Raw genomic sequence first — 1,372 nt, 5'->3', positions numbered from 1 at the left:
CCCTCGGCGTGAGCAACGGCAACGGCTTCACGAACTACCACACCATCAGCGGCGGCTGGAGCACCTTCGCCGCCCGCCTCCAGCTCGCCTGACCCGATCGGCCACGGCACGCGCGACGGGTCCGTCACGGGCGGTGTGATCCTCCACCGCAGCCGCGACACGACCCCGGCCCCACCTCCCGGTGGCCTCGCCCTCACCAGCGGGGCCACCGGGCGGGCCCACGCCCACGCCCAGAGCACCGATCCCGAGCGCCAACGCCCGTACGCCACTTGAAAGGAAGCGCAGACATGAGCCGACTCCGCACGCGCCGCACACTGGCCGCAGTGTTGACCGCCGGGGCCGCCGCCCTGGGCCTGGTCCAGGCACCGACCGCCCTCGCCACCACACACAAGCCGACTCTCCCGACGGTGAAGGTCTGTGGTGAGGGCCACGCAGCCACCCGGCCCGGCGAGATGATCCTCACGTGCGCCGACAACGGCGAGAAGGCCGAGCGGCTGACCTGGACGAGTTGGACGGCCACCAGGGCCACCGCCACCGGACTGGTCGCGTGGCGGGCCTGCACCTCCAATTGCGCCCACGCCAAGACGTGGAAGACCGCGACCGCTCAGTTCACGTTGAGCAATCCGGTGGCCACCCCGGGCGCCGGCACACTGTTCACCAAGCTGACGCTGCACACCACCGGGGCCACCCCGAAGGGCTTCATGCGCAACCTGTCCTTCGACGAAGCCCCGGCGCCGTCCGTGGCGCCGCGGCGGGCCACGTCCCCGCGCACGGCCGGCTCGGCCACCGCGCTCAGCGGCACCCTCGGCTACGCGCAGATCGAGGGCTACTGGATCGCGGCCGGCGGCTCGTCGAGCACCGCCGAGACCGCCGCCGCGATCACCGGTGCGGAAAGCAGCTACGAGCCCGGCATCATCCAGCAGAGCGTGAGCTACTGCGGCACCGGCAGCGACCGGGCCGGCTGGGGCCTGTGGCAGATCACCTGCGGCAACTCCGTTCCCGCGTACGGCAGCAACTTCCAGCTGCTCGACCCGTGGAACAACGCCGAGGCCGCCGTCACGAAGTACAACGGTGCGGGCGGCTTCACCCCCTGGTCCACCTACACCGCCGGCACCTACCAGAACTTCATGCAGAGCGTCACCCCGGCCACCGGCCTGACCGACCCGGGCGAGTACACCCAGGCCGGCTCCACCCCCAACGGCACCCCGTCCAGCCCGGCCGCCGCCCCCGGCGGCACGTACGGCCCGGCCATGCCCTCCGCCGCCCCGCTCACCCATGACGCGACGGGTGACGGCAAGTCGGACCTGATGATCTACGAGCCCGACGGCACGATCCAGATGGGCGTCGGCAACGGCGACGGCTTCTCGAACTA

Annotated in this window: 1 protein-coding gene; it reads left to right on the top strand. The window is 71.9% G+C overall.

Annotated features, from left to right (window positions below):
- Positions 1-287: 287 nt before the first annotated feature.
- The coding region (locus tag BMY61_RS43800; RefSeq protein ID WP_075004332.1) for a transglycosylase SLT domain-containing protein at positions 288-1,372 on the top strand (1,085 nt) is incomplete at its 3' end.

The organism is Streptacidiphilus jiangxiensis, assembly GCF_900109465.1.
GTDB classification, from domain to species: domain Bacteria; phylum Actinomycetota; class Actinomycetes; order Streptomycetales; family Streptomycetaceae; genus Streptacidiphilus; species Streptacidiphilus jiangxiensis.
Note: the sequence above shows the minus strand (reverse complement) of the source record. Positions and strands in the feature narration are given on the sequence as shown.